Here is a 20949-nt window from a genome sequence, read left to right on the forward strand (position 1 = left end):
GTTCTCTTTTGATGAAGCAGAAAAGAAAATGCAAGCGATCGTATTTTAAATCTCGATTATTGAGTAAAAGTGAAACCCTCAAAGTTTTTAGCCTTGAGGGTTTCGATTAATCAGCAAGTTGAGAAAAAATGCTACTTTTTATAAGAAGTATAATTAGTTCTTGAAATCCATTATTTTTTAATAAACTTTTCAGTGTGTTTAATGCCTGATGCAGTTTCTACAGTTAAGAAATACATATTGTCACTTAATTGTGAAACATCAATTTCTGAAACCTCTGTAGCTTTGCTTTGTACCAATTTTCCAGTAATATCTGTGATTTGATAGGCAACAATTGCTTCGTCACTATTGAATCGTAATACATCTGATGTTGGATTTGGAAACATGTTAAAGTTGACCAAATCGGCTTCGTCTCTTCCTAAGGTTCCACTTTGTGAATCTCCCATAACAAATAACGAACGTAAATGATCTTTTACTTCTGATGTAAATACATTGAGTGTTGTACCCGAATCACTTTCAGTACTTAATGTAATTTGGTAAGACCAAGCTTCGTCGTAACAGCTATCGCAACAAGAAGGAACATATAATCCGATTACATATAGCTTATTGTGCTCAAAGTTATAGTTAGGGAAGGTGGTAGTAAGTCCCCAAACTGGATTTGCAGAAGTTGGTAATTGATTGTTGAATCCGCCCATATTACTAGACCAAGCAAATGTATTAGGAACCATATTGATAAAGTCTACAGGATCTGTGAATGGGAATGAAGAATATTCTAATTCATATACAAACCATGTATATTGATATCCATTATTTTGTTCTGTACAAATATCACCTACCAATAACGCATCATCTGTAGTGTCAATACTGTTGATAGAACCTGTTAATTGTTGTGGACTTCCTTGGTGCAATACACTAATGTTGAGGTTTTGATCGAGTTTTGCTTGCAATGAAATATCGTCAATTGCCAAGTCATTTCCGTCACCCAAACCATCTTCTTTTAAATGAATTTTAATATCTAGCACATCGTTTTCACCTTCAAAACATTCTGAGATTTGTTGCCAATCACAAGGATCGTCGCTGTTGGTATCAATGGTAATCCAATCGTATAACTGTCCGTTTACTTCCAAACGAATTTCTGGCTTGATATTGAAAGTACATTGTGGCAAATCTTTGAAGTTTGCACAGAACTTATAGGTTTTTTCAAAATCAATTTGAATGCTTTGTTCCCAAATAATACTTGTGGTTCCCGAAGGTTGTGTCGTACGACCATTTACCAATAAGAAGTTTGTATTGTTGCTATATTGTTCTGGATCTTCACACGCAGAATGATCTGTTACGGCAGTTCCAAAAATACTTGCATCGTTTGATACATGATATGCACCAGGATATAAACTTGCATCTTCTGTATAATCGGTACCAAATCCGTTAGCGCCATTTTCAAAGTTTCCGTTTTCTACAAGGTTCTCACCTTCACAGCAAAAAGCACCTTCATTATTTGGTTCGCCCGTATCAATATCACAATCTTGAATACAAATATTATCGTACCCGTATTCTTCTGTAGGACTTGAAGTTAAGTCTAAGTAAAAACGAATTCCATCAATATTACTTAATAAAGTATTCCAATCGTCACACTCTAATCCAGCGCCCATAACCCATTGTCCATTTGCATTAGAAGGTAAATCGGTTCCTTGACACGTTTCAATTGGCGCACATACATGTACCCAACCTCCATCTTCAACAGTTTGTACACTAGCTACAAAAGTTGCAGTAGCTGTAGGACTTGTTGGAGATCCGCTATAAATAATAAGCCTTGGAGATAAAGGTTCTCCTAAGCCACCATCTTCAATTACTTGAAAATCCCAGCATAAACATTGTCCTTCATATTCACGCCAATCGCCACCATAATCTACATCGTTATAAATGTATGATGAACCTGAAGAATCATATGAGTGTAAAAAGAAATCATCAGCATTTCCGCTTGGTCCAAAAGGATCTGCTGTACTAGCGCCAGCAGCCACGCCATTCCAATTTGATATATCCTGATCGTTAAAATCTTCACAGAATTGTCCAAAGCTTACTCCATAAAAAAGGAGCAAACACAAAGTAATTGTGTTTTTCATAATGTAAAATGTTTAAGTTTCTATAATTTGTTTCAGGGCAAAGATGCGCCAGAAGGAAACAATAGGGTAGAAGCAAATCACTAAGATTATAGAAGTGTTTTGCCTTCAGAAAACATTATAGAAAAACCGTAAGTATTACAGGAAAAACACCCTTTTGCAACTTAGTTAGCAATAGAAACCATTTCTGCAGGAATGCGTTTGTTCATTATTTTAAACCATAAAGGCGGAATTAATGCCAAGACCATTGACGTTGGATATCCATACGGCATTTGCGGACTTTTCTCATGGCAATCAAGCAGTTGGTATTTTTTAGAAGCTTTGTAATGATGATCGCTATGGCGCGTAAGTTCATACAAAACGATACGCCCAATAACGTGATTGGAATTCCAAGAGTGAATTTCTCGAACACGTTCATAACGTCCAGAAGCTAACTGCTTTCTCAGCAATCCGTAATGTTCTATATAGTTGATAGTTTCCAACAATAAAAAACTAACTACGGCACTTGCTACTGCAAAAAGTAATGTTAGAGCTCCTAGAAAATAGAATACAATTGCCAAATACGTTAGTTGCAGAAGTGTAAACCAAAACATATTATTCTTCAAGGAAAAAAATGAAAACTTTCCACGTTGGCGTAAATTCTTTTGAATTTTCCACGCGTTCAAATATTGTCTTACTGTTGAGGTAATCCAAAATGAATACAGAACCTGATTGTATCTAGCAGTGGCAGGATCTTCTTTTGTAGCAGCATGCAAATGATGTCCAAAATTATGTTCTACAAAAAAGTGCATATACATTGAAGGAAGCAATAAGAGTTTTGCCATAATTTGCTCATACTGTGTTTGTCTGTGACCTAATTCGTGTGCGACATTGATACCATTGGAACCCAATACAATTCCTGTAGAAAAGATCAATCCAACCACTTCATAAGTTTCATACATTCCCGAAGAAACATTTAAAAGCGTTACAATGAGCAATCCAAAAACGACAGGAATGTTTAAATACAACAACCAATCAAAAATTGGATTCACAGATTTCTGTTCCACTTCTTCTTCTGATAAGTTTTCGGTGCTTTGCGAAAAAATCAATTCCATCAACGGAATCATTCCGAAGGCATAAATGGGTGTTAAAAATGTATAATATCCTCCTAAGTATAAAGCAATCACGGCAACCAAAGGTGTAGAAAATGCCGCTAAATATTTTAAGTCTCGCATACGTCAATTTCAAAATTCAAAGCTCTTAAAATTACTACTTTTTTTGCTGAATTTGAATTTTAGAGAACTTTCGTAACAAAAACACTTTTAAAATCGCTTATACAATCCAAGAGTCAATGCACCTTGTTTGGCAACATTGTTTCCAGAGAAAGCGCCACCAAAACCTAACACGCCACCAAAAGATTTGTTGAATTCTCCAATAACCTTCAATCCAAATGCGCCGTATTCTTGATTGTTTACATACAAAGCTGTAGCTGCATTGCTCAAAGGCAAATTGACATCACCATCATTAAATGAACTTACGATATCAACAAAACCAGCCAACCAAATTTTTGAATGTACTTTGGTTCCTATTTCTCCACCAATTTTAAAGTTGTTACTATAATTATTGGTTCTCAAATCAATTCCTGTAAATGCTTGAATGTAGAATTTATCAAAACTACGTCCAAAATTTACAGTAGGAGTAAAGGTCCAAGCATCTTGTCCAGTGCGAATTCCAGAAGCAGCTTCAAAAGTTCCTGTATTAGCTTCTACATTTAACTGTCCTGAAATGATCCATTTCTTATTGTAAAATTGATGTCTTAATCCAACTGAAACATTTCCAAAAGCAGATTTTGATTCTTCTGCTAGAAAAGCAGTTCCATTCACAGCATCTCCTGTACTGATGAATTTTATAGGAAGATTTACAATCAATGTAGTTTTGTTGGATATTCCGTATTCTCCATATAATTGTAGTGTATTGTCGGTAATTTCTCGATCAGTTTGATAATCTGGATCGCCAAAAATTTCATCGTAATTTGAAATTGTGGTGAACGAAAGTTGTGTATAAAACGATCCTTTTTCTTGTGTCCAAGGACTTTGCGCAAACAAAATTCCGGAACTTAAAAGTGCAATAATTGTATATAAATTTTTCATAATTAGCTTGTTTATGATGGCTTAGTAGTAAGTTTTTTAAAAATCTTACAGAATGTTTAACAAGTCTCGTATACTATTAATTGGCTAAATATGTTATTTTTATCAGTTATATGACGAATGCATACGAACACATACAGAAGAAACTAAGTCAGTTTGTGACCAAATACTATACAAACGAGCTTATCAAAGGAACGATATTATTTTTCAGTATCGGTCTGCTATATTTTATCATCACCTTATTGGTGGAACATTTTCTATGGTTAAGCACTGGAGCAAGAACCGCTTTATTCTGGATTTTTATTCTAGTAGAAGTATCGCTTTTCGCGAAATTTATTGTGCTACCATTAACCAAACTGTTTAAACTACAGAAAGGAATTAGTTTCAAAGAAGCGTCTACCATTATCGGGAATCATTTCCCAGAAGTAAGCGATAAACTATTGAACGTTTTGCAATTGTCTGAAACTTCTCAGGAATCTGAATTGTTGTTGGCAAGTATCGAACAAAAATCGAAAGAACTACAACCCATTCCGTTTCAGGTAGCAATTAACTTTAAGAAAAATATTAAATACGCAAAGTATGCAATATTGCCATTGGCCATTGTGTTGTTTGTTTGGATTTCAGGGAACAGTTCGTTGTTTAGCAAAAGCTATGAACGTGTTGTAAATTACAAAACGGCCTATGAGCCGCCAGCGCCATTTCAATTTATTGTAGTGAATGATAGTTTGCAAGCTATTGAAAATCAAGCGTACAAATTGCAAGTACAAACATTAGGCGATGTGACTCCGGAAGAAGTACAAATATCTTTAGGTGACGAAACTTATTTTCTTCAAAACAAAGGAGTAGGAACTTTTGAATATACATTTACACAACCCAAAGAAGCAACGACTTTTACCTTAACCGCGAATGAAGTAACTTCAAAACCATATACGCTCAATGTGGTAAAAGTACCTTCATTGGTTAACTTTCAAATGGTGTTGGATTATCCAGCATATACCAAACGAAAAGATGAGGTTTTAAAAAGTACAGGAAATGCCACGATTCCAGAAGGAACTAAAATTACCTGGGAAGCGAAGGCGAAACAAACAGAAAAACTAGAATTAATTTCAAAAGATAGTACGTATGTGTTTGGGAAAGAAGCAAATGACTTCAAACTGACACAAAAAATATATCAAAAACTTGATTATCAGATAAGTACAAGTAATTCTGAACTCAAAAACTATGAAAACCTTGGATTTAACATCAATGTGATCAAAGACGAGTATCCAAAAATGGATTTACAGTCAAAAAGAGATTCTGTAGATGGTAGAACTATGTATTTTCTAGGACAAGTTTCAGATGATTACGGATTGCGAGGATTGAAGTTGGTATACTATCCAGCAGAAAGTGCTGCGAACAAATTCCAAGAAAATATTCCAATCAGCACTTCAAATATTGATCAATTCCAATATACTTTTCCAGGAAACTTAGAACTGGCAAAAGGTGTGAATTATGAGTTCTATTTTGAACTAAGAGACAATGACGGAATTCGTGGCGGAAAGAAAGTCAAAAGTGAAATCTTTAACTATCGAAAACTTACCGATACGGAGTTGCAAACAGAACAGTTACAGCAACAAAATGAAACAATCAAAGATTTAGATAAATCCTTAGAGAAGCTTCAAAAGCAACAAGACGAACTTAAAAAGATTACACGAAATCAAAAAGAGAAAAGTGAGCTGAATTTTAACGATCGCAAAAAGCTTGAAAAATTCTTGCAACGACAAGAACAAAGCGATCAAATGATGAAGAAATTCTCTGAACAATTAGAACAAAACTTAGAGGATTTTCAAAAGGAAGAAACGCAAGATGATGAAGATAAAGAGTTGCTCCAAGAACGTTTAGAACGTCAACAAAAAGAATTGGAGAAGAATGAAAAGCTAATGGAAGAGCTAAAGAAGTTAGCTGAAAAAATTAGTGAAGAAGAACTTCAAGAAAAATTAGAAGAACTAGGAAAGCAACAACAAAATAACAAAAAGAATCTTCAGCAAATTTTAGAGCTTACGAAGCGTTATTATGTAACGAAAAAAGCAGAGAAGATTCAGCAAGAATTACAAGAATTAGCCAAAGAACAAGAAGAATTATCTAAGAAAACTGGCGAAGAAAATACAAAAGAAAAGCAGGAAGAACTGAATAAGAAATTCGAAGATTTGCAAAAGCAGATGGACGAATTGGATGAAGAAAACAACAAGCTGAAAAAGCCACTTGATTTAGAGCGAAACAAAAATGATGAAGAAGACATTAAGCAAGAACAGCAAGATGCTTCGGAAGATTTACAAAACAGCGAAGAATCTGAAAGTCAACAACAAAAAAGTGAGCAGCAACAAAGCGCCAAGAAAAAGCAAAAGAAAGCCGCTCAAAAAATGCAGCGCATGAGCAAAAGCATGCAAACTGCGATGCAAATGAGTGGACAGGAAAGCATTCAAGAAGATGCTGAAATGTTGCGCCAAATTCTAGACAATCTAGTTTTATTCTCTTTTGATGAAGAAGAATTGATGAAAGGATTTGAGGAAATTGACAATACAAATGCGGGTTATGCTGCCAAACTAAAACGACAAAAAGAACTGCGCAAAATGTTCGAACATGTAGACGATAGTTTGTTTTCATTGTCTTTACGCCAGCCTACAATTTCAGAAAGAATCAATGGCGAAATCACCGAGATTTATTATAACATCGACAAATCGCTAGAACAATTGGCAGAGAATAATGTCTACAGAGGAGTTGCAGCACAACAGTACGCATTGACATCTACCAACAAATTGGCAGATTTCCTAAGTGGCGCATTAGACAATATGAACCAAAACATGGGACAAGGTCAAGGGCAAGGTAATCAAGGAATGGGGCAAAGTGGACAAAATCAAGGTCAAGGAAAAGGATTTCAATTGCCAGATATCATTCAATCTCAAGATGACTTGAACAAGCAAATGGAGAAAGGAATGAAGAAAGAAGGTCAAGGAAAAGATGGCAAAGGTGGCAAAGAAGGAGGAAAGGAAGATGGTGACAAAGGTCAAGGAAATAAAGATGGAAAAGATGGTGAAAATGGACAGCAAGGTGGCGGATCTGGAAGTGGAGGAAACGAAGATGAATCTGGAAAACTATATGACATTTTTAAACAACAACAAGCGCTTCGAAGTCAACTAGAAAGACAGCTAAAAGATAAGTACGGAGATAAAATCAACGATCCACAAGCCAAAGAAATCTTAAAACAAATGGAAAAGGTGGAAACGGAATTGCTTGAAAAAGGATTCAATGATGAAACGATGAAGAAGATGATTGAGCTGAAATATCAACTCCAAAAACTAGACAAAGCTGCCTTTGAACAAGAGAAAGAAAGCAAACGAGAATCTACTACAAATCGCAAAGATTTCAACAATACTACAAATGAAAAAATGCCTGATGTGAGACAGTATTTCAATCAAATTGAAATATTAAACAGACAAGTATTACCTTTGCGGAATAATTACAAAAAGAAAGTACAAGAGTATTTCAAGAAAAAGGATGATTAGTTTTCATTACGAGACACAATTTGAACTTCCAAATGAAGCACAAATTGAGCAATGGATTAGCAAGGTAATTGCATCTGAAGACAAACGAGAAGGAGATATAAATTATATCTTTTGTGATGATGCATATCTGCATAAATTGAATGTGGAATTTCTAAATCACGATACGCTTACAGATATCATTAGCTTTGATAATTCTGTTGGAAACGAATTGCACGGTGATATATTTATCTCTGTGGAACGTGTGGCAGACAATGCAAAAGATTTCAATGTTTCCACAGAAGAAGAATTGCGTCGCGTGATGGTTCATGGAGTATTGCATTACTGCGGATACAAAGACAAAACGGAAGCTGAGCAAAATGAAATGACATCCAAAGAAAATGAAAAACTTGAATTGTTCCACGTGGAACACTCTTAAATGTCTTTCAAAAAAATCGAAAAAGAATAACCGAATTTCAATCGTTAGATATGTTTAATACGGAATATGATGTTATCGTAGTTGGTGCTGGTCATGCAGGATCTGAAGCTGCCGCCGCTGCTGCGAATATGGGAAGCAAAACCTTGCTCGTTACGATGAACTTACAGAACATTGCACAGATGTCTTGCAATCCTGCTATGGGCGGAATTGCGAAAGGACAAATAGTGCGAGAGATCGATGCACTTGGTGGATATAGCGGAATTGTTACGGACAATTCTGCCATTCAATTCAAGATGTTGAATAAGTCAAAAGGACCAGCAATGTGGTCACCAAGAGCACAGAGTGATCGCATGCGTTTTGCAGAAGAATGGCGTTTGATGTTGGAGCGAACTGAGAACCTTGATTTCTATCAAGAAATGGTGCGTGGATTAATCATTGAAGGAGGAGAAATAAAAGGTGTAAAAACCTCTTTAGGATTAGAAATAAGATCAAAAACGGTCGTCTTAACCAATGGGACTTTCCTTAACGGATTGATCCATATTGGAGATAAAAATTTTGGTGGAGGAAGAGCAGGAGAGAGAGCCGCAACTGGAATTACAGAAGAATTGGTAGCACTTGGTTTTGAATCGGGAAGAATGAAAACAGGAACGCCACCAAGAGTCGATGGAAGATCGTTGGATTATTCAAAAATGATTATTCAACCAGGCGATGTACAACCTGATAAATTCTCGTATTTAAAAAGCACAAAACCATTAGAAAATCAACGTGCTTGTCATATGACGTATACGTCTCCAGAAGTACATAATTTACTGCGTGAAGGTTTTGATAGATCGCCAATGTTTAACGGAAGAATTAAATCGATTGGACCAAGATATTGTCCTTCGATCGAAGATAAAATCAATCGTTTTGCAGACAAAGATCGTCACCAATTATTTGTAGAACCTGAAGGTTGGAATACGGTTGAGGTATATGTAAATGGTTTTTCGACCTCGCTTCCAGAAGATGTTCAATTTAATGCATTACGTTCGGTAGCAGGTTTTGAAAATGTAAAGTTCTTTAGACCTGGATATGCCATCGAATACGATTACTTTCCACCAACACAATTAAAGCATACGCTTGAAACAAAAATTGTAGACGGATTATTTTTTGCGGGACAAATTAATGGAACTACTGGATATGAAGAAGCCGCTTCACAAGGACTCATGGCAGGAATAAATGCAGCATTAAAAGTTCAAGAAAAAGAAGAATTTATTCTTAAAAGAAACGAAGCTTATATTGGAGTTCTAATTGATGACTTAATCACGAAAGGAACAGAAGAGCCATACAGAATGTTTACGTCTCGTGCAGAATACAGAACCTTATTGAGACAAGACAATGCAGATTTCAGATTGACACCTGTAGGTCATAAGTTAGGTTTGGCTAGTGAAGAACGTTTGCGTGCTATGGAGCTGAAGAAAACAAACTCTGATGCGTTCATTCAATTCTTTAAAGACACGAGTGTAAAGCCAGATGAAATAAACCCTGTATTGGAAGCGAAGAACTCTTCAAAAGTGAGACAGCAAGACAAGATGTTTAAGATATTTTCGCGTCCAAATATTAGCATGGACGATATGCGAAATGTAGCTTCTGTAGAAAACTTTATTCAAGAAAACAATCTTGGAAAAGATGTATTAGAACAAACAGAAGTGCAAGTAAAATATGCAGGTTATATCAATAAGGAAAAAAGCAATGCTGACAAGTTAAATAATTTGGAGCGTGTAAAAATTCCGGCTGATTTCAAGTATGAAGGATTAACAAATCTTTCGATGGAAGCACGACAAAAACTAGCTAAAATTCGTCCTGTAAACTTATCACAGGCTTCACGAATTAGTGGAGTTTCACCAAGTGATATAAGTGTCATGTTAGTATATTTAAACAGATGAAATTCTAAGTGTTCCACGTGGAACACTTTTTTTATGGAAATAAAATCATTAGAAAACATAGCTATAAGTGAGATCGTTTCGACATTAAATTTAGCGTTCTCAGATTATTTCATTCCGATCAATTTTACTGAGGAATATGTCAATGAACGTTGGACAGCTTCAGGCGTAGATTATAGTTTGTCGTTTGGAGTTTTTGACAACAATAAACTCGTTGGTTTTATCATTCATGCAATTAATTTTTACGGAGAAACCAAAGTTGCCTACAATGCATCTACAGGAGTTATTCCAACATATAGAAGGCAAGGTTTATTGAGTAAATTATATGAAAAAGCAATTTCAGCGTTACAAGAAAACGGAATTCAAAAAAGCACTTTAGAATGCATCACAAAAAATGAGCGTGCCATTCTAGCGTATCAAAAAGTAGGTTTTTCGATTGACCGACAATATCATTTATATAAATTCCATTGGGAAGAAGTTGCTGTTGGATCAATATATGATATAAAAGAAAAACCCGATTTTGAATTTGAAGATTTTGAACATTTAAAAAACTATGAACCTTCTATAGAAAATCAAAACCATTGCCTAAACCAGTATAAAGATAATTTAAAAGCTATTTGTGTTTTTTATGGAGAAGAAATTGTTGCGTATTTAATTTTGCATAAAATTTCAAAAAGGATTCATAGGCTAGGAGTAAAGGAAAACAATTGGAAAAAATACGGGAGTATTTTGTTTACAGGATTGCCAACAGGAAATTATAATATCATTAATGTAGATACAGAAAATAAAAAGATTCATGATTTCTTTCAAGAAATGGACTTTGACAATTATATCGATCAGTATGATATGAGTTTTGATTTTGGTTTTATGGAATCTAAGAATTTTTAATCTTGGTTAGATTTTTGTTAGTACTTCTAAAAAAATATTGAAATATGAAATCTATAAAACTTATTGCGAATCTCACTTTACTTTTATTACTCACAAATTGTATTTCTATAAAAAAGGCTCCAGAAATTACAGAAGTTGGATATTCTATTATTGAAGGAAAGAAATTAAAAAAGTCTTTAGGAAAGTCAAATCATTTTATCTTTTTAAATCATTTGAGTGAAAGCGATCTTACTTCGTTTATCATGTACAAGCTAAATGCAGATGATAATAGTTATTTGCAAAATATGCCTGTCAAGATTAACGACATTGGTTTTTTAATGACATTCTATACGGTTAAATCAAAAGATAAAACATTAGACTTATTTTCGCCAATTGTAAATAGAGCGCTTAACAATTCATTGAATACAGGATTTAATGAAGACATACAAGTTGACGAGTTTGAATATCATTATGTAGCTGTATATGTTGAAAGCGATATTGAAGCAGATAGTTTGAAAGATGAATCAATTCACAAAGCAATTGTAGAAAAATATTTAGTAAATCTAATGGACGAATATCAAAGAATAGGATCGGTAAAAGAATTAGATTTTATCATAAATAATAATTAATGTTCCACGTGGAACATTTTAGAAGTATAAAAAAATGGAGAACATAACGGTAAAAGATCATTCCGTTTCGGGCGAAGAATTTCAATTAGTTTTTGATGCGGGTTTAGAAATGTATAAAACCGAACCGCAACCAAGTTTAGAGAACTTGGCTTCGTATTACGAAAGCGAAGATTATATTTCGCATACCGATGCCAAAAGAAATCTCTTTGAAAAAATATATCATTGGGTTCGCACATATATGCTTTCTAAAAAAATGTCTATTGTAGACATGCATACAAAAAGCGATGGTAAAAAAGTCTTAGACATTGGTTGTGGAACAGGAGACTTTTTAGCAATGGCCAAAAAATACAAATGGGAGATTGCCGGAATTGAACCAGATGTACAAGCGCGAAAAATTGCTACTGAAAAAACAGCAACAGAAATTCATAGCAACGATTGGCTTTCTGAAATTGCAGATGATAGTTTTGATGCCGTAACCATGTGGCATGTGTTAGAACATGTTCCTAATCTAGAAGAGCAGATTCAAACCTTAAAAAGAATTGTGAAACCTAATGGAAGTATTTTTATTGCGGTTCCAAACTTTAAAAGTCACGATGCAAAACATTACAAAGAATTTTGGGCAGCGTATGATGTTCCTCGACATTTATGGCATTTCTCTCAAAAATCTATAAAATCACTTTTTGCAAAGGAAAACATGAAAGTAGTAAAAATCTTACCAATGAAATTTGATGCTTATTATGTAAGTTTACTTTCCGAAAAACACAAAACTGGAAAAATGAATCCGATCAAAGGATTTTACAGAGGATTTGTGTCCAACTTTAAAGCAATCACTTCTTCGGAGTATTCATCACTCATTTATGTGCTAAAAAATGATTAAAAACGCATTTAAAGACGTTTTAAGCATGGTTTTAAGTGAAACTAATATAATGTGGTGTCTATTTTCTAAAACGGTTTAAAACACATCAAAAAAAGAGCTGTTTTTAATTGTTATTGATTATAGTTATTATTTTTAAAATAGATTATGTTTATAGTTGTGATTTTCTCAAAAAATCATCCAAACTTCACAATTTGTTATGTAAACTTTATTTCTATTTTTGCGGCGTAGAAAATGATAAAATAGAAAATGTCGATTTATCATTTTTTTGAAAAGAAAGATTAGATAACAACAAAAAACTATACAAATGAAAAAACTAATTGTTTTAGGAATGGCAGTTTTGGCATTCTATTCATGTGAGAAACCTGCAAAAGTTGGTTTTGTAGACAATACTGAGTTGATTAATGAATATCAAGAGAAAAAAGATTTAGAAGCAGTATTTAAATCACGTATCGAAGATTTCAACAAAAGAAAGGATAGCATGCAGCAAATGTTCAATCTTGAATTGAAACAAGCGCAACAAAAAGCAGCAAAATCATCTCCAAAACAACAACAAGAATTGTCAATGCAAATTCAGCAGTTAGGAGAACGTTTGGATCAGCAAATTAATATAGAGCAAAATCGTATTTCGGAAGAAAGTAAAACACAGAATGACTCTATCATCAATAAGATCAAAAAATTCATAGAAAATTACGGAGAAACGAATGGCTATGACTTTATCATGGGTAAAAACGAGTTTACTGGAAACTTATACTATGGAAAAGAAGCACACAACATTACTAAAACGTTGTTAGAAGCGCTTAATAAAGAGTACGCAGCTAAGAAAAAGTAATACAAACTACATACAAGATTCAAAAAAAAAGACTTTCGAAAGAAGGTCTTTTTTTGTTTGAACTTTATTTGTTACCGCGAGTTTCCAACTCATGCTAACAAATAAAAATACTAACAGTCCAACAATCTAAGAAGTCTAAGTAAGTCTAAAAAAGAAGCTAGCGCGAATTTCCAACTCGTGCTAACGATCAAACATTCCGTATCATATCCAAAAAATCGCTGCGTTTATTCCGTGAAACAGGCAATTTATGATTGTCTTGTAACACCACATATCCTTCATTTAAATACTTCAAAATATAATTAATATTAATTAAATGCGATTTGTGAATCAAGTAAAAGTCTTTATGTTTTAGGAGTTTAAAAAAATGTCCAATACTATACGAACTCATAATTGGTTTGTTGTGTTGAAAATGAATTTTAGTATAACCATCGGTTCCTTGACAATGAATAATATCTTCCACTTTTACAAACTCCAAACCATCTTGTGAAGGAATCACAATTTTCTTCTGTTGAAACGATTGAATGCCTAAATTTTCAATCAATTGTGTGTTTTTTTGCAAGGCAGTTTTATCGGAAATATTCTGCGTCGCAACAGAAACAGCCTGAATCAAATCTTGGCTATCAATTGGTTTCACCACATATCCAATAGCGCAATGCTTAATCGCTTCAATTCCATAATTATCAAAAGCCGTGACAAAAATGACTTCAAAAGTGGGTTGCGGAATCTTTTCGAGTACTTCAAAACCATTCATTCCAGGCATGGCAATATCCAAAAACACGAGTTGCGGTTTCAAATTTACAATCAAATCAATGGCTTCTTCAGGATCTTGAGTTTCACCAATAACGCTTACGTTTGGACATAATCTTTCGAGTTTGTTTTTTAAAATAGCTAACGATTTATGCTCATCGTCAACAAGGATAGCAGTTACAGTCATAATGTATTTGGTAGTTTAAAAATTAGGGTAACAATCGTTCCTTGTTGATCATCAACTTCAGAACGATCTTTAATAGTATATGATACATACCAATTATCTATTTGCTCCAACAGTTTTAGACGTTCATCCAACACTTGAGAAGAGTGTGATTCTTGGTTTTTAAGAGTGTTTTTAGCTAATTTTTTAGAATTTTTAATCCCGATTCCATCGTCTTTTACCACAACGCTAAAACTATGGTCTGAGAGTTGTGAAAATGTAATGGTTACTTTTCCAGGTGCTTTCTTATGAAAAACGCCATGATTTACAGCATTTTCGACAATAGGTTGCAACACCATAGATGGAATAGAGGCTTCTACATCTACCGTTTTATCACAAATAATTTCGTACGAAAGTTTATCTTCAAAACGGAGTTTTTCTAATGCTAAATAATTAGAAATTAGATCAATTTCTTCTTCTATTGAGATCAATTGCTTACGCGAATATTCAAAAAACTGACGCACTAACTTTGAAAAACGAGTTAAATAATTTTCCGATTGATCAATATCGTTCAACTGAATATAATACTGAATTGCATTGAGCGAATTATGCACAAAATGCGGATTCATCTGCGATCGCAAAGCGTGTAACTCAAGATCAACCATTTTTTTTTCGTATCTATCAATAGACATGGCTTTTTCTGCCAATAATTTATTTTTTCGTGTCACAAACACATAAAACAGAATGACAACTGCTAAAGCAATTAACAAAGCAGCACCAGATAATAAGAAGAAAATTTCTTCTGAAAATACGTTCTCTATTTCGTCTTTCTTAGGCATAAAAAACTTTTAAAAATGCAACCATATAAAACAGCATTCAATACAGTGATGACAATGGTGTAAAAATTTCCGCTGTAGTTTAAATATCTATGAAATATTAACAAAGGAAGTAGTCCAATATAGAATGAGAATAATCCTGTGACAATCCAAAATTTTTGTGAACGAATAAAGGTCGTAATTGTATCTGTATTCAGTAGTTCTACAAAATAACTAACGGTTAAAATTAAAAGGCAAAAAGCGCCTACAATCATTGGGTTTAGGTATAAATTATAAATTGGGCTTTTATCAAAAAGATCATACAAAAACACCATCATAAACACAACGAATAAAACCTGAGTAATCCACTTCCGTTGCTGTAAAATTTTATAAAACCACAGAAAATAAAACGGAAAAGAAATGAGTATAAATATATTATGAACAATATCATTATAATGATCAAAGATATGTTGATAGGCAATTCCTATAATCTCATTACAAACCACATATATTAAAAACCATAAAAAGTGTCGTTGTGTAGTATTTTTATAGGCATCCCAATACCAAATAGCTGCAGCTAAGGCAGCTATTTGAAAAACTAAAAAAAGGTAAAATAGCATAAGTATTTAGTATAATTGTTTAATTAATGTGTGTGACTCGAATTCGTAAGCGCTACAGGACACGGTTCGTCCGGATCATACGGATTAGGAGGCCTTCGAGAACTTCCATGATTAAAAGGTGCTATTTCATACATGTTCTCATAATCTCCTGCATCTGATGAATTTTTAAGATTGATAGTTGGTACAAAAAATACAGTAGTATAAAAATCGCCTTCTGCATTGCCTATTTGCCTTGCATCTCCTTTGATAAGATCTTTTTCTTCAAATTCCTGTTCATGTTTTGCTCCTAAATACACTCTGAAGCCTAGTATATCTTCATCAATAGATAGTTCCTCTGCTTTTGATTGCATGTATTCTAAATACTCTTTGACTTGCTCGTATGTAAATGAAATTACTCTATTATCACAAGTATCACATCGGTGTTTTATATAGTTTTGTGCAAATGTTCTAGCATCTTGTGTACATAAAGCATTCTCTGGTTCGATAACTGGATTTGTACAAGCATTCAGTATTAAAAGTAGGAATAAAATTGTTAAATATGTTGTATTATTTTTCATAATCGTAGTATTGTGTCCCGCTCATTTACACAAGCGGAACTTTTTTAAAATGTTAATTAACTGTTTATTAGATTGATAGGAAAGCGTGTTTTTCCTATTTTTTTATTATCTGGACTTTACTCTGGTGGACGTCTTCTCGAACTTCCCATATTAAGATAACCCGCGCCTTCCATATCTATTTGAAGTTCTGGGTGGTTTGGGTCAATAGTTTGAGAACCAGATTTCGTTATAAAGGTGTTAATAATAGTATTGTTATCAGGGTTCCGATATGTGGCAACTAAAAATACCGTCGTCTTTGGCTTTCCATCTTTTATATAGGAACCTAAATAAATGCGAATTCCAAGATTTTTATATCCCTTACTATCTGCATGTTTTTGTGCCATTGTTAAAAAACCTACAATCTCATTGAAAGAAAACCAAACGTCGAGATTATCAAGTTGAATACTATGTTGTTTATTTTTCTTGTTTATAGGAAATGGCTTTGATTCACGCGAAAAAATGGTTTCTTCTCCATAAATAATAGAATCATTTGCAATGGAGCCATTAATAAAACGATATTGATTTTTTACATAATTCATTTCTAAAGTATCTGCTTTTTCCGGACTAATTAAGCCTTCAGGTTGTTGTCCATTCCACCGTAAACAAGAACATGAACTTGTGATCAAAAGCAAGAATATAATTGATAAATAGTGCATATTTTTTCTCATAATTTTGTTTTTATGTTCCGCCAGTTTGCACCAGCGGAACGTTGCTGATTTTTTAGATTAACTCTTCACCAATGTGATAGGAAATTGTGTTTTTCCTGTATTATCTTGATTGATTTCTATTTGATCAATGCAGTACTCAACTAAAATTTGATAGTCTTGTGGTTTTGCATTTTGAATAGATAAATACACTGCCTGACTCGCACAACTACAACCACATAAATCACCTAGCTGAATCAAACGATTTGGAACGAGTTGAATGCTTCCGTCAGTAACAGGAACCGTCGTTGCAATAGGAGTTGGCAAAGGAATAATGTCTATTGGCTCTTGATCAATTGGAATATGAGGATCAATTCCTTGTACGATAGCTACATCATCTTTTTGATGTAATCCAGGTTTAATTCTTGTTTTATATACAATGCTAATATTGGTAATTGTCAAACCTCTAAAGCGTAAATTTCCATACGGATTGCATGCTGTGATATACAGTACTTCATCATCATGTGTTTCCATTTGATCTTTACTACTATCGCCCCAATGCAAGTAAAAGCAAGGCTCAAGCGTTGGTAAATCGAGCATCGAACAAGTTTCTTCAGTATAAGGCGTTTTGCATCGACGCAAATTGTTTTCTTTTCCTTTAATTAAGAATGATTTTTTAAGCGCTTCTGTCTTTAATGCCTTTCTTCCTTCCTGAATGCTATCGGCACAAACAGAACAGTGACAATCATCGTTACAGTCACACTCTTGAGTGCAATCGTAACATTCTTCTTTGAACAATTCCTTTATCGGGAATCTGAAAATTAAAAATTCATCATGATTAAATCCCTGAAAAGGTGCGCCACCAGAAGGATCTTTTCCTGAATTGTACCAAATAAAGTGCGCTGCTTTGTCAATTTCTTTATACGTTCTAAAAGGTCTTTTTCCATTTGCGGTACCTTTAGTCACAGCTTTCCATTTTTTACAATGTGCTTTTTTAAGCTCTGTATTTACTAACTTTTCAGAAGGTCTTGTGGCGTGTGAGCTAAAATTAATTCCTGTTGGAAACACTTCCCATTTTGCATGTGTTCCAGAAAAAACAGTAGTTGCTCCATGCAATTCTGCCAACAATCCATTCAATCCGCCATTATCACTCCAACACACAAAATATAAATACTCTTCACAGGTTGCTTTTGCTTCAAAGCGAACAGCTTCTAACGAGCTATTATTGGCTATTTTGCGTTGTACTTGGTTGCAATCGCCAACATACACATCGGCATAATTATCACAAGAATATGTTCCTTTAATTGCTCGTGTTTCAGTACAGTTTTTACTAGTCTTCATAAATATGTTTTATTTAAAATTTCCTACTCTATTCTTTAAAGGCTTTTCGGTTTCCGCCTAGTTTAATTTGTATTATTACGTAATGAATGCAGCAAATATGAAGTAGAGAAGACTAATATTATATAGTAGTCATAAGAACTGTTGAGTTGATTCTATGATCGGTTTAACTGATTTTATAATACTTTGTTAAAAAATCCATGAAAAGTTCAGGCTCCGCTTGGATAGCGTTATTTTTGTTCTTAAAAAAATGTTAAACGTGCAACCTTTCATTTTAGCAACTGTCAATAGCGATATAATATCAATCGAAAAAAATCAAACAAACAGATGAAAAACAATCTTATTTGGATATGTCTTTTAATGAGTACCATGTTGTTTGCGCAAGAAAAATTTAGCGTAAGCGGAACCATAAAAGACAGCAAAAATGGAGAAACGCTATTGGGTGCTACAGTGTATCTCAAAGGAACTACCAACGGAGCCGTTACCAACGAATATGGCTTTTATTCCATTACAGCGCCGAAAGGAACATACACATTAGTGGTTTCTTTTCTTGGCTATGAAAATGTTACCAAAGAAATTACACTTGAGCTAGATCAAACGGTAAATTTTGAAATCAAAGAAGCTTCTACATCACTAGAAACGGTTGTCATAGAAGCCGAAGAATCCGAACGTGTAAGCATTCGAAAACCGCAAATGAGTGTTTCTAAACTCAATGCGGCAACTATTAAACAAATGCCTGTAGTTTTGGGAGAAGTAGATGTGATTAAATCTATTCAAATGCTACCAGGAGTTACCAATGGAGGAGAAGGAACGGCAGGATTTAATGTACGTGGTGGAGCAGCCGATCAAAATTTGGTATTGCTCGATGAAGCAATTATCTACAATACTTCCCACTTTTTTGGTTTTTTCTCCGTCTTTAATGCAGACGCGATTAAAGATATCAAACTCTATAAAGGAGACATTCCAGCAAAATTTGGAGGAAGAATTTCTTCTGTATTAGACGTACGTCAGAAAGATGGAAATAGTAAAAATTTAGAAGTCAACGGTGGCGTTGGTTTAATATCAAGTCGTTTGGCGGTAGAAGGACCAATGTTCAATAAAAAAGGCTCTTTTTTAGTAGCAGGAAGAACATCATACGCACACTTATTCATGCCATTAATTCAAGAAATAAAAGATGACAAAATTTCGTTTTACGATTTAAATTTAAAAACAAATTACGAGATCAATGAAAACAACCGAATCTATCTTTCGGGATACTTTGGTCGAGATATTTTTGACATTTCTAAATTCATCAAAAACCGATATGGAAACGCTACGGCAAACTTGCGTTGGAATCATGTATTCAATGAAAAATTATTCTCTAATTTATCCTTAATCTACAGTAAATACGATTACAGAATTGTGTTAGATTTTATCAAACTCGATTGGGTTTCAGACATTAAAAACTTCAACCTAAAATACGATTTGCGCTATTATGCGAATGATAAAATAAAACTAGACTTTGGAGTTAGCGGAATTACCTATGATTTTAATCCGGGAGAAGTAAAACCTTCAGATCCAAGTTCGTCCATTAACTTTAGAAAACTCGATCAAAAAAGAGCGTTTGAAGCAGCTGCGTATATCAGTGCAGAACATGAATTAACAGACAAACTTACAGCGCAATATGGTGTGCGTTTTAGTACGTTTAGTCGTTTGGGCGGACAAGAATTATCTGATTATGCCAACGATTTGCCAGTAGTATACAATGATGAAATTGGAATTTATGAAGAAGGTGAAGAAATTGGTACTACTAATTATAAGAAAAGCGAAAGCATTGAAACATTTTCAAACTTTGAACCAAGATTAGGACTTTCATACCAATTAAATGACAAATCATCTGTAAAGGCTAGTTATACACGTTCTGTACAATATGTACATTTATTATCCAACACAGTTTCAGTAACGCCATTAGATGTTTGGGCACCAAGTGGTCGTTATATAAAACCACAAAAATCCAATCAATATGCCGTTGGATATTATCGAAATTTCAACGACAAAAAATATTCTTTAGAAGTAGAAACTTATTATAAGAATGTAGACAACAGAATCGATTATATTGATGGTTCAGACTTAATTGGAACCAATACTATTGAAACTGAAATTTTGAATGGAGAAGCCAGAGCTTACGGTTTGGAAATTTTATTTCGAAAAAACAAAGGAAAATTCACAGGTTGGTTTGCATATACTTTATCAAAATCAGAACAAAGAGCGCTTGGCGGAAATGCTGGCGGACCAGGAATCAACCGTGGAAATTGGTATAATACGCCATTTGACAGAACACATGATATATCGGTTACAGGAAGTTATGACTTTAATGACAAATGGAAATTTAGCGCCAATTTTGTATACCAAACAGGTCGTCCAGTAACTTATCCAAATGGACAATATGAATATGAAGGTTTATCTATTGCTAGTTTCGATCAGCGAAATGCCAATCGTTTGCCAGCATATCACCGATTAGATATATCAGCAATTTATACACCAAGTAAAAATAAAAACAGACGTTGGCAGAGCGAATGGGTTTTTGGACTTTACAACGCTTACGCTAGAAGAAACGCAGCTTCAATCTCGTTTACGCAAGATTTCGACTCAGGTGTCAATGAAGCACGTAGACTTTCCATCTTTGGAAGTGTAATTCCATCTATAACCTATAACTTTAAATTTTAAAA

General features: G+C 34.0%; 17 protein-coding genes. 8 read left to right on the forward strand and 9 right to left on the reverse strand.

Annotated features, from left to right (window positions below):
* Positions 1-170: 170 nt before the first annotated feature.
* From Q0845_RS15900 to Q0845_RS15910, 3 genes are all read right to left on the reverse strand, one after another.
* Complete coding sequence (locus tag Q0845_RS15900; protein WP_298515207.1) at positions 171-2117, reverse strand: T9SS type A sorting domain-containing protein; 1947 nt, start codon at positions 2115-2117, stop codon at positions 171-173.
* Between the two features lie 161 nt (positions 2118-2278).
* Positions 2279-3328 carry an alkane 1-monooxygenase gene (locus Q0845_RS15905; protein WP_298515210.1) on the reverse strand — a complete coding sequence of 350 codons (1050 nt, stop codon included), beginning with the start codon at positions 3326-3328 and terminating at the stop codon, positions 2279-2281.
* Between the two features lie 87 nt (positions 3329-3415).
* Complete coding sequence (locus Q0845_RS15910; RefSeq protein WP_298515214.1) at positions 3416-4243, reverse strand: transporter; 828 nt, start codon at positions 4241-4243, stop codon at positions 3416-3418.
* Between the two features lie 110 nt (positions 4244-4353).
* Between Q0845_RS15910 and Q0845_RS15915 the strand changes: the two genes are divergently transcribed.
* The 7 genes from Q0845_RS15915 to Q0845_RS15945 all read left to right on the forward strand — a co-directional run bounded on the left by Q0845_RS15915 (position 4354) and on the right by Q0845_RS15945 (position 13318).
* Positions 4354-7782 carry a DUF4175 family protein gene (locus Q0845_RS15915; RefSeq protein ID WP_298515216.1) on the forward strand — a complete coding sequence of 1143 codons (3429 nt, stop codon included), beginning with the start codon at positions 4354-4356 and terminating at the stop codon, positions 7780-7782.
* Entirely contained in the window at positions 7775-8197 is a 423-nt protein-coding gene (gene ybeY / locus Q0845_RS15920) for an rRNA maturation RNase YbeY (RefSeq protein WP_298515218.1), read from the forward strand. The genes Q0845_RS15915 and ybeY overlap by 8 nt, the downstream gene beginning before the upstream one ends.
* 50 nt (positions 8198-8247) lie before the next feature.
* A complete protein-coding gene (gene mnmG, locus Q0845_RS15925; protein WP_298515222.1) occupies positions 8248-10119 on the forward strand; it encodes a tRNA uridine-5-carboxymethylaminomethyl(34) synthesis enzyme MnmG in 1872 nt (623 codons plus the stop codon).
* 33 nt (positions 10120-10152) lie between these two features.
* On the forward strand, positions 10153-11004 hold the full coding sequence (locus tag Q0845_RS15930) for a GNAT family N-acetyltransferase (RefSeq protein ID WP_298515225.1): 852 nt from the start codon (positions 10153-10155) through the stop codon (positions 11002-11004).
* 44 nt (positions 11005-11048) lie between these two features.
* On the forward strand, positions 11049-11612 hold the full coding sequence (locus tag Q0845_RS15935; RefSeq protein WP_298515227.1) for a hypothetical protein: 564 nt from the start codon (positions 11049-11051) through the stop codon (positions 11610-11612).
* A 34-nt stretch (positions 11613-11646) separates the two neighbouring features.
* Complete coding sequence (locus tag Q0845_RS15940; RefSeq protein WP_298515230.1) at positions 11647-12489, forward strand: class I SAM-dependent methyltransferase; 843 nt, start codon at positions 11647-11649, stop codon at positions 12487-12489.
* A 304-nt stretch (positions 12490-12793) separates the two neighbouring features.
* Positions 12794-13318, forward strand: coding sequence for an OmpH family outer membrane protein (locus Q0845_RS15945; protein WP_298515233.1), 525 nt, complete (start codon positions 12794-12796; stop codon positions 13316-13318).
* A 187-nt stretch (positions 13319-13505) separates the two neighbouring features.
* Here the strand turns inward: Q0845_RS15945 and Q0845_RS15950 are convergent, their stop codons facing one another.
* From Q0845_RS15950 to Q0845_RS15975, 6 genes are all read right to left on the reverse strand, one after another.
* A complete protein-coding gene (locus Q0845_RS15950) occupies positions 13506-14252 on the reverse strand; it encodes a LytTR family DNA-binding domain-containing protein (protein ID WP_298515235.1) in 747 nt (248 codons plus the stop codon).
* On the reverse strand, positions 14249-15067 hold the full coding sequence (locus Q0845_RS15955; RefSeq protein ID WP_298515238.1) for a sensor histidine kinase: 819 nt from the start codon (positions 15065-15067) through the stop codon (positions 14249-14251). The genes Q0845_RS15950 and Q0845_RS15955 overlap by 4 nt, the downstream gene beginning before the upstream one ends.
* A complete protein-coding gene (locus Q0845_RS15960; protein ID WP_298515241.1) occupies positions 15046-15663 on the reverse strand; it encodes a hypothetical protein in 618 nt (205 codons plus the stop codon). The genes Q0845_RS15955 and Q0845_RS15960 overlap by 22 nt, the downstream gene beginning before the upstream one ends.
* Positions 15664-15686: 23 nt before the next feature.
* Complete coding sequence (locus Q0845_RS15965) at positions 15687-16220, reverse strand: hypothetical protein (RefSeq protein ID WP_298515244.1); 534 nt, start codon at positions 16218-16220, stop codon at positions 15687-15689.
* A gap of 116 nt (positions 16221-16336) precedes the next feature.
* On the reverse strand, positions 16337-16927 hold the full coding sequence (locus Q0845_RS15970) for a hypothetical protein (RefSeq protein WP_298515249.1): 591 nt from the start codon (positions 16925-16927) through the stop codon (positions 16337-16339).
* 57 nt (positions 16928-16984) lie between these two features.
* Positions 16985-18244, reverse strand: coding sequence for a hypothetical protein (locus tag Q0845_RS15975; RefSeq protein ID WP_298515252.1), 1260 nt, complete (start codon positions 18242-18244; stop codon positions 16985-16987).
* 324 nt (positions 18245-18568) lie between these two features.
* Here Q0845_RS15975 and Q0845_RS15980 point away from each other — a divergent pair, with 324 nt between their 5' ends.
* Positions 18569-20947, forward strand: a complete 2379-nt coding sequence (locus tag Q0845_RS15980; RefSeq protein WP_298515255.1) for a TonB-dependent receptor — start codon at positions 18569-18571, stop codon at positions 20945-20947.
* Positions 20948-20949 lie beyond the last annotated feature (2 nt).

This window comes from uncultured Kordia sp. (genome assembly GCF_947489565.1).
GTDB lineage: Bacteria > Bacteroidota > Bacteroidia > Flavobacteriales > Flavobacteriaceae > Kordia.